8 protein-coding genes and 1 pseudogene are annotated in these 8,403 nt (G+C 64.8%); 5 read left to right on the top strand and 4 right to left on the bottom strand.

All coding sequences use genetic code 11. From position 1 onward, the window contains the following. Window positions 1-219, top strand: a pseudogene (locus BM160_RS21795) (group II intron reverse transcriptase/maturase); the annotation flags it as partial. Window positions 220-621: 402 nt separating this feature from the next. Here BM160_RS21795 and BM160_RS21800 read toward each other — a convergent pair. Further along, window positions 622-1,533, bottom strand: coding sequence for a LysR family transcriptional regulator (locus BM160_RS21800; protein ID WP_092008243.1), 912 nt, complete (start codon window positions 1,531-1,533; stop codon window positions 622-624). 145 nt (window positions 1,534-1,678) lie between these two features. On the opposite strand from BM160_RS21800, the gene BM160_RS21805 reads away from it, so the two are divergent. Further along, a complete protein-coding gene (locus tag BM160_RS21805; protein WP_092008244.1) occupies window positions 1,679-3,004 on the top strand; it encodes a DUF3100 domain-containing protein in 1,326 nt (441 codons plus the stop codon). Window positions 3,005-3,043: 39 nt separating this feature from the next. After that, a complete protein-coding gene (locus BM160_RS21810) occupies window positions 3,044-4,204 on the top strand; it encodes a M20 aminoacylase family protein (RefSeq protein ID WP_092008245.1) in 1,161 nt (386 codons plus the stop codon). A 61-nt stretch (window positions 4,205-4,265) separates the two neighbouring features. Here BM160_RS21810 and BM160_RS21815 read toward each other — a convergent pair whose 3' ends face one another. Next, entirely contained in the window at window positions 4,266-4,910 is a 645-nt protein-coding gene (locus BM160_RS21815; protein WP_092008246.1) for an NAD(P)-dependent oxidoreductase, read from the bottom strand. Between the two features lie 114 nt (window positions 4,911-5,024). Here BM160_RS21815 and BM160_RS21820 point away from each other — a divergent pair, with 114 nt between their 5' ends. After that, a complete protein-coding gene (locus tag BM160_RS21820; protein ID WP_092008247.1) occupies window positions 5,025-5,948 on the top strand; it encodes a LysR family transcriptional regulator in 924 nt (307 codons plus the stop codon). 82 nt (window positions 5,949-6,030) lie between these two features. Beyond that, the gene (locus BM160_RS21825) at window positions 6,031-6,894 is read left to right on the top strand and encodes a patatin-like phospholipase family protein (protein ID WP_092008248.1); all 864 of its coding nucleotides are present in this window, start codon (window positions 6,031-6,033) and stop codon (window positions 6,892-6,894) included. Window positions 6,895-7,016: 122 nt separating this feature from the next. Here BM160_RS21825 and BM160_RS21830 read toward each other — a convergent pair whose 3' ends face one another. Together BM160_RS21830 and BM160_RS21835 are read right to left on the bottom strand one after the other, a co-directional pair. After that, window positions 7,017-7,928: an EamA family transporter gene (locus tag BM160_RS21830; RefSeq protein WP_255369044.1), complete on the bottom strand. Its 912-nt coding sequence runs from the start codon at window positions 7,926-7,928 to the stop codon at window positions 7,017-7,019. A 333-nt stretch (window positions 7,929-8,261) separates the two neighbouring features. After that, window positions 8,262-8,403 (bottom strand): transposase (locus tag BM160_RS21835; RefSeq protein ID WP_177219110.1); only part of this gene is annotated, 142 nt, incomplete at its 5' end.

Below are 8,403 nucleotides of genomic sequence, written 5' to 3' on the forward strand. Positions count from 1 at the left end.
GAAAAATGGTTGCGCCACCGCCTGAGGGCGATCCAGCTGTGGCATTGGAAGCGGCCGAGGACGATTTACCGGGGGCTTAAGGCGATGGGTGCCAGCGAAGACGTTGCCAAGCAGGTGGCGGGAAACTGCCACCGTTGGTGGCGCAACAGCAATGGGGTCATCAAGATCGTGCTGACGATTGCGTACTTCAATGGGCTGGGGGTGCCAAGACTGTCCTGACCTCAAGCGCTCGAACCGCCCGGTGCGGACCCGCATGCCGGGTGGTGTGGCAGGGGTGCCTCCAAGAATGGAGGCCCCCTATGCCGATCTTTGAATTGCTACTTTTTTGGTAGCTTCTGGCGCAAGTGGATATTGGGCTGGTGGCTGATTTTGCTTAGTACCGCTGGCCGGGAGTGGCCCGGCGGCCAGTAACTTTCTTTTGCTTCGCTGAAGCAAAAGAAAGTGAGTAGCCGCCGGGCTACCCCGGCCAGCAGGTTCAAAAAAACCAAACCGCTATCAAATAAGTAGCTTCTTACGTAGGCCCTGATTGGCCTAAAGCCATTTTTCATAGTGAATTGAGATCACCCAAGGCTTCCAAGCCAAGCCAAGCCAAGCCAAGCCAAGCCAAGCCAAGGCCAGCGCCTAGCGCAGTGAAGACAGGCCGGACGCCATGTACTGCAGCATCTTGTTGGCGCCAAACGAGAGCTTGCGGCCGGTCCGCGTGATCAGATGGGCCTCCGCGTTTTCCAGGATGCTTTGCCGCACCGGCAGGGCGAACAGCTCGCCGGCCGCCAGCTCGCTGCTGACCACGAACTCGGGCAGAAAGGTCACGCCCAGCTGCAGCTTCACGAACTGCCGCAGGATGTAAAAGGAGTTGGTCGTCAGGCTGGGGCTGAGCCGGATTTTCTCGGCCTCTTCCGCCAGCTGCAGCACCTGGCGCATGCCGTAGGTGACATGGTTGAGCGCCAGCGGATAGGGCAGGAAGTCGGCCATCCTGAACGGCCCGGCCTGGCCCCGCAGGGGGAAGTCGGGCCCGACAATGGCCTTGAGGGGCTGCTTGCTGATGGTGCGAGAGACCAGCTTCAGGTCGGGCGGCGGGCTGAACACCAGGCCGATGTCAGCCTCGTCCTCGACCACCTGGCGCATCACCTCATTGGTGCCGCCCACGTCCAGGGCGACCGACATGGCCGGGTAGTCGCGGGCAAAGCGGCTCAGCGGCCCGGCCATCAGGTCGGAGACAAAGCCCTCGCCCAGCGCAATGCGCACTGTGCCGCGGCGCAGCCCGCGTATCTCTTCGAGCTGCGACAACAGGTCTTCCTGGTGCGCGCGCTGCTCGCGGAAATACGCCAGCAGCAGCTTGCCGGCCTCGGTCGGCGTGACGCCGCGGGTATGGCGCTCGATCAGCGGTATCGCCAGCTCCTGCTCCAGCAGGCCGATTTGCCTTGTCACGGCGGACGGCGCAACATTGAGCGCGTCGGCGGCCGCCCGCATGGTGCCGCGCTGCACCGACTCGAACAGGAAGACGATGCGTGCGTCGCGGATGTTGTCGTGCATGGCGGGGTTCCAGTGTTCTGAAAATCAGAACGAATTTTGCGGATGGGTGATATTGATCATAGGACGGAATCCACGGATGATGCGGGGCGCAAAAGCCCGCCGCTCGCTATTCAGGGCACCACATAACAAGCTAATTGGAGACTCCATGGAACAACGCATCGCCCTCACGACGAGCGGCAACGAGGGCTTTCGCTTCGCGAAGCTGTATTTTTTTGCCGCCGTCATTCTGCTGATCGCCGAGCTGATTGGCTCCGTCGCCTTCAGCGTGGGGCCGGGCAAGGTGGTGCTGCTGCCCATGATCTGGGCGCTGCTGCTGGGGGCGGCCTGGGGCCTGGCGAAAGACCGCCTGCCCGCCTCGCTGCGGGTTGACACCGGCATGCAGTTCAGCGCGGCGGCTATTTTGCAGCCCGCGCTGCTGCTGTTCGTGGCCAAGCTGGGGCTGCTGGTCGGCTCCTCGCTGCCCAAGCTGGCGGAATCGGGCTGGGCGCTGATATTCCAGGAGTTTGGCCATTTTGTCGGCACCATCGTGATTGGCCTGCCGCTGGCGCTGCTGCTGGGCATCAAGCGCGAGGCGATAGGCGCGACCTTCTCCGTCGGCCGCGAGCCCAGCCTGGCCATCATTGGCGAAAAATACGGCATGGACTCGCCCGAAGGCCGCGGCGTGCTGGCCGAATACCTGACCGGCACCGTGTTTGGCGCCGTCTTCATTGCGATTTTGGCGGGCTTTATCACCAGCCTGGGCATTTTTGACCCGATCGCCCTGGCCATGGGCTCTGGCGTCGGTTCGGGCAGCATGATGGCGGCCGCCGCCGGCGCCATTGCGGCTCAGCAAAGCCCTGAAGTGGCCAAGGAGGTGATGACCTTCGCCGCCGCCAGCAATCTGATCACCACCACCATAGGCACTTACTTCACGCTCTTCATCTCGCTGCCGCTGGCGGTCTGGGCCTACCGCGTGCTGGAGCCGGTGCTGGGCCGCACGCGCGCCAACGCGCCGCAGGAAGAAGCCAAGGTGGAGCAAGCCGCGCAGGCCGATGAGCGCCTGGGTGCGGTCGGCACGGCCTTTGCCTGGATTGTGTCGGGCGCGATGGCGCTGACGGCCGACTGGCTGGCCCGTGGCAGCCAGCCGCTGGAATCGCTGCCCGGCCTGGCCATCGTGATTGGTGCTGTGGTTGTCGGCGTGCTGCTGAACCGCGCCACCGGCCGCAAGATTCCGGCCGTCTGCTGGGTCTCGCTGGTCGCCATGGCGCTGACCTCGCCAATCTGCCCCTGGGCCGCGCAAGTCGTCACGCTGACCGGAAAAATCAACTTCCTGGCGCTGATCACGCCGATGCTGACCTTCGCCGGCCTGTCGATTGCCAAAGACATCCCGGCCTTTCGCCGCCTGGGCTGGCGCATCGTGGTGGTGTCGTTTGCCGCCAACGCCGGCACCTTTCTGGGTGCGACGCTGATTGCGCAGTTTTTCCGGCACTGAGTTTCCGCATCCCATCTCTTTCCTCTGCAAAGGTTTGCCATGTCCATTAATGAAGCCCTGATCGCCGACATGACTAAGTGGCGGCACACCCTGCATGCCTGCCCGGAAATGGCCTTCGAGGAAATTTCCACCGCCCAGCTGGTTGCCTCGGTGCTGCGCGCCAATGGCATCGCCGTGCAGGAAGGCGTTGGCCGGACCGGCGTGGTCGGTAGCCTGAGCCGGGGCACCGGCCCCAGCATTGGTTTGCGCGCCGACATGGACGCGCTGCCGCTGGTCGAAAAAAACCAGTTCGCCCACAAATCGCAGCATGAGGGCAAGATGCACGCCTGCGGCCACGACGGCCACACGGCGATGCTGCTGGGCGCGGCGGTGGCGCTGAGCCAGCACAGCGACTGGCAGGGCACGGTGCACTTCATTTTTCAACCGGCCGAGGAAGCGGCCGGCGGCGGCCGCGTCATGGTGGAAGACGGCCTGTTCGAGCGTTTTCCCTGCGACGCGGTGTTTGGCATGCACAACTGGCCAGGCCTGCCGCTGGGGCGCTTTGCCATCAACCACGGCCCCATGATGGCCTCGTTCGACACCTTCGAAATCCAGATCCAGGGTTCGGGTGGCCATGCCGCCATGCCCGAGAAAAGCATTGACTCGCTGGTCTGCGCCAGCCATCTGGTGGTGGCCCTGCAGACCATCGTCAGCCGCCGCCTGGCGCCGCAGGAAACCGCGGTGGTCAGCGTGACGCAGATCCACGGCGGCGAAGCCTGGAATGTGCTGCCCGACAGCACGGTCATACGCGGCACGGTGCGCTGCTTTTCGATAGAAACCCAGCGCCGCATCCATGCGCTGCTGACCGAGCTCAGCGAGGGCACGGCCAAGACGCACGGCGCCACGGCCAGCGTCAGCTACCACTACGCCTACCCGGCCACCATCAACACGGTGGCCGAAACCGACATGGCCATAGCGGCCGCCACGGCTACCGTGGGCCCCGACCAAGTGCAGCGCGACTGCACGCCGTCCATGGCCTCGGAAGACTTCGCCTTCATGCTCAACAACAAACCGGGCGCCTACATCTGGCTGGGCGTGGACCAGGACAGCTCCACCCCGCTACACAACCCGCATTACGACTTCAACGACGAGGCCTTGGCCCTGGGCGCGGCCTACTGGGTGGCGCTGGTGAACAGCCGGATGGGGCCGGATGCGCGCTGATTTGCTATTGATTCAGTAGCTGTTTGCGCCCATATTCATTGGGCTAGATACCGATTTTGCTTTAATTTGCCACGGTAAAGCGGCGCTGCAGATGGCGCGGTTGCTCGATCTCGTCGACGATGGCCACGGCCAGGTCGGCCACCGAGATGCCGGCCGGCTGGTCGCCCTGGCCCGGCAGCAAGTCGTCGCCGCCTAGACGGTACTGGCCGCTGCGTTCGCCCGGTGCCAGGCCGATCGGTGGCGAGACAAAACTCCAGTCCAGCGTGCTTTCGCCCTTGAGTTGATTCAGCGCCTCGCGTGCCGCCAGCGCGCCCTGTTTATAGGCGGCCGGAAACTCTGGCGTGTCGACCAACTGCAGACCGGGCGCCACATACAGGCTGCCCGCGCCGCCGACCACCAGCAGGCGTTTGACCCCTGCGGCTTTGGTGCCGGCGGTGATGGCCTGGCTGCCCTGCAAAAACAGGTCGTGAATTTTCGGCTCACTCCAGCCCGGGTTGTAGGCGCTGATCACCGCGTCGTGGCCGGCCACGGCTTGGGCCACCTGGGCAGTGTCTAGCACGTCCGCCTGCACCACCGTCAGGCCGGTTTGCGGTGCCAGTTTGGCGGGGGTACGGGCCAGCACGGTGACCTGGTGGCCACGGCTGAGTAATTCGGGAAGGATGGCCGAGCCAACAAAACCGGTGGCGCCTATCAGTGCGATCTTCATGGCAATCTCCTGGGGGTGAAAGAAGCCTCTAGTTTGATGACTTCACAAGCCCTTGAGTAGTCGGTGTATTTCGCTAATACTGTGAAGTACAGCTAACTAATCATCCTTGCATTTATGGACCAACTCAGACGCATGGCGATTTTTGCCGAGGTCGTGGCGGCCGGCTCATTGAGCGGGGCGGCGCGCCAGTTGAGCATGACGCCCTCGGCCGTCAGCCAGCATTTGCGCCAGCTGGAGCAGACCCTAGGGCTGGCACTGCTACACCGCTCGACGCGGCGGCTCAGCCTGACCGAGGCCGGCGAGCGCTACCACGCCGGTTGCGCCGCCATGGTGGCGGCGGCGCGCTCGGCCGAGCAGGCGCTGGCCCGTCTGCGCGACGAGCCCGAGGGCGAGTTGCGGCTGGCCGCACCCATGGGCTTTGGCGGTCTGCTGGCCCATGCGCTGGCGCCGCTGCGGCGCTACCCCAAGCTCCGGCTGCAACTGCTGCTGGACGACACGGTGATTGATTTGATAGACGCACGGGTGGATATCGCGCTACGCGTCGGGGCGCTGGCCGACTCCACCCTGGTGGCGCGCAAGCTGGGCAGCCTGGCGCGGCAGTTGTGCGCCTCGCCGGCCTATCTGGCCGAGCGTGGCTGGCCGGCGCAGCCGCAAGACCTGTTGCAACACGACTGGCTGGGTGGCAAACCCGGCAGTACCGGGGCCGAAATGCTGGAACTGCACAACCCCGCCGGTGAGCGCGAGACGCTGCGGCTGGAGGGGCGGGTGCAGGCCTCGCAGGTGACGGCCTTGCATGCCCTGTGTGTGGCGGGCTGGGGCATCAGCGTGGTGGTGAGCGAGGACGACCGTCGGGCGCTGACCGACGGGCGCCTGTTGCCGGTGCTGCCGGGCTGGAAGCTGGACGATCTGCCTGTCTACGCGGTGACGCCCAGGCGCGGCGAACAGCCGGCCAAGGTGCGCCATGCGCTGGACCTGCTGGCGCTTTTCTTCGGCCGGGCGAACGGGGCGCAGGCGACGCACACGGCCCAGGTAGCCTGAAGACGGCGCCATGACGCCCCGCCCCGTGCAGCAGTAAGATGCATGATCTGCCGCACGCAGTGGCGGCAGCACGGAGGCGCAGATGGATACCCAGCCCAGTGGCAAGACCGCTTTTGTGTTTGCCGGCGGCGGCAGTTTCGGCGCGATTCAGGTCGGCATGCTGCAGGCGCTGCTTGAACACGGTGTACGGCCCGATTTCGTGGTGGGCGCTTCGGTAGGCGCCATCAATTGCGCCTATTTCGCCGGCAACCCGACCCTGACCGGTGTCCAACAACTGGCGCAACTCTGGTGCGAGCTCAAGCGCAGCACCATTTTCCCCATGAGCTTTGGCCGCATTGCCGGCCTGTTCTCGCGCTCGCCCTCGCTGGTCGATTCGAGCGGGCTGCGCCAACTGATCGCGCGGTATCTGCCCTTCGAGCTGCTGGAGCAGGCGGCGCTGCCGCTGCATGTGGTGGCCACCGAGCAATTGCACGGCAACACCGTTTGCCTGTCCTCCGGCCCGGCCGTGGACGCCATTTTGGCCAGCTGTGCCATCCCGGCGATTTTTCCAGCGGTACGGGTAGGCAATGACTATCTGATAGACGGCGCGATTGCCTGCAACACGCCGGTGACGACGGCGGTTGCGCTGGGCGCGAGTCGGCTGATCGTGCTGCCTACCGGCTATGCCTGCGCCCTGAGCGCGCCGCCGGCCAACGCCATCGCCAGTGCGCTGCATGCGCTGAACATGCTGATTGCGCATCAGCTGGTGCAGGACCTGGAATTGCTGGCGGACCGCTTCGAGGTGCTGACGGTGCCGCCGCTGTGCCCGCTGGCGGCATCGGCTTATGACTTCTCGCGTGCCAGTGAGCTGATGGAGCGCGCCGAGAAAGCTACCCGGCATTGGCTGGCCGAGGACGGACTGCAGCGGCCGCGCATACCCGGCGCGCTGCGGCCGCATATTGATTGATTCCATTTCGACTTCAGCGCGATAGGTCGTTACTCCGCCTTGCCGTGCTGCAGCACTGTCTGCGGCGGTGCGCCTACTCTCGCATTGAAGTCGAACTGGAATGAGGAGACGGCGCCATCAAGTCAGCGGCGTTGCAGCATCCCGCCCAGCATCACGCAGGCCAGCGCGGCGACGACCAGCGTAATTCCGCCCCACTGCCAGGGCGTGATGGCTTCACCCAGCACCAGCATGCCGGTGGCCAGCCCGACGATGGGCACGCCCAGGCTGAAGGGCGCGACGCGATTGGCGGGGTGGCGTTTGAGCAGGCTGGTCCACAGGCTGTAACCGACGATGGTGGCCACCCAGCCCAGGTAGGCCACGGCCAGCCAGCTGGAGCCGCGGGCCTGCGTCCATTGCCAGCGTACCGCTTCGGGGTCGAACAGCCAGGACAGCGCGGCGAAGGGCAGTATTGCCACCAGGCTGCTCCAGACCACAAAGGCCGGCGCCGAGTAGTCCGCGGCCACGCGCTGCACGCGCCGCGCCACGATGTTGGACAGGGCCCACATGGCGGCAGCGCCCAGCATCAGCACAAAGCCCAGCAGCGTGGTGGTGTGGCTGTCGGCGGCGCCCGGGCTCGCATAGTTGAGTGCAAAGCACAACAAGCCCAGCGCAGCGAGCAGCAGGCCGGCCTGTAGCGGCCGGCTGGCCCGCTCGTGCAGCAGCGCAAAGCCGAACAGCGCGGTAAAAAAGACCTGGGTCTGCATCAGCACCGAGGCCAGTGCCGCCGTCATGCCCACCTTGAGGGCTATGAACAGGAAGCCGAACTGCCCGACGCCCTGACACAGACCATAGAGCACCACCCATTGCCAGTGAATCTTGGGCGGCCGGATCAACAGCACCAAGGGCAGCACGGCCAACACATAGCGGGCCGTGCCCAACTGAAAGGGCGTGAAGTCGCGCAGGGCAAATTTCATGACGACAAAATTCAGTCCCCAGATCACGACCACGATGAGCGCGGCGGCCAGGTCCCGGCCGCTCAGACGGCTGTCGCTCACGGCGCGCTGAGGCTGGGGCAGTTCAGCGCAAGGTAAGGGGCAGGAAGGCGCTGGGAGGTGAAGTGCATGGTCTTGTGTGGCTTGTCGGTGGCGGGAGCAATGAAGCTGTTGATTATTCCCCATGGGCGTCCATAACCCGTACGTGCCGTGCCGATAAAAGGCGCTAGGAGTCTGCGCGGCAGAAGGATTTGAGGCTCGATGAGCTTGGTAATTTGCTGTTTTCGTTGCTACCGTGGCAGTCGATCATGGTTTTGGCGCGGCACGACCGCGCTGGGGCGGCTCCTTGAGCCCTGCTGCGGGGCAGGTGCGGGCATTTTTTGCTGGTTGTTGCCCTCAGCCGCTTTGCATTGAACACATCCGGCGCAGATTGAGGGCCAGGCACACGAGCTTGAATTCGGCGCGTACCCGGTGCAGGCCCCTCATACTGAATTGGCGCAACCCCAGCACGCTCTTGATCCAGCCGTTGGGCGGCTCG

It is taken from the genome of Polaromonas sp. OV174 (assembly GCF_900112285.1).
GTDB lineage: Bacteria > Pseudomonadota > Gammaproteobacteria > Burkholderiales > Burkholderiaceae_C > Polaromonas.

What these genes read in the sequence shown, in the direction of transcription:
- BM160_RS21810 (WP_092008245.1), top strand. Translation starts at nt 3,044, where the DNA reads ATGTCCATTAATGAAGCCCTGATCGCCGACATGACTAAGTGGCGGCAC.
- BM160_RS21815 (WP_092008246.1), bottom strand. Translation starts at nt 4,910, where the DNA reads ATGAAGATCGCACTGATAGGCGCCACCGGTTTTGTTGGCTCGGCCATC.
- BM160_RS21825 (WP_092008248.1), top strand. Translation starts at nt 6,031, where the DNA reads ATGGATACCCAGCCCAGTGGCAAGACCGCTTTTGTGTTTGCCGGCGGC.
- BM160_RS21805 (WP_092008244.1), top strand. Translation starts at nt 1,679, where the DNA reads ATGGAACAACGCATCGCCCTCACGACGAGCGGCAACGAGGGCTTTCGC.
- BM160_RS21820 (WP_092008247.1), top strand. Translation starts at nt 5,025, where the DNA reads ATGGACCAACTCAGACGCATGGCGATTTTTGCCGAGGTCGTGGCGGCC.
- BM160_RS21800 (WP_092008243.1), bottom strand. Translation starts at nt 1,533, where the DNA reads ATGCACGACAACATCCGCGACGCACGCATCGTCTTCCTGTTCGAGTCG.